The 217-nt window shown below is 44.2% G+C and carries 1 protein-coding gene; it reads right to left on the bottom strand.

What is annotated here, in order from left to right; translation table 11 throughout:
* Positions 1 to 217: FAD-dependent oxidoreductase (locus tag Ga0466249_RS28135; RefSeq protein ID WP_215832444.1), on the bottom strand; the 217-nt coding region annotated here is incomplete at both ends.

Genomic DNA, 217 nt, shown 5'->3' with positions numbered 1-217 from the left:
TTTTTATCAAACAAAATGTATTCGCCTTTGCGCGGTGCAATAGTGAAGCTATCATCATTTGCCATACGGGAAATATCGTCGGCATGAAGGCCGGCAGCATTAATGACGTATTTGGCTGTAATGAGGCCCTGCGGTGTGTTGACGCCTGTTACATGGCCGTCAGTCACTTCAATGCCTGTAACAGGACATTCTGTCAATACTTTTACACCGTTTTTTA

The sequence above is a fragment of the Pelorhabdus rhamnosifermentans genome (assembly GCF_018835585.1).
GTDB classification, from domain to species: Bacteria; Bacillota; Negativicutes; order UMGS1260; family UMGS1260; genus Pelorhabdus; species Pelorhabdus rhamnosifermentans.
The sequence above is the reverse complement of the archived record's forward strand: the minus strand, read 5'-3'. Positions and strand labels throughout refer to the sequence as shown.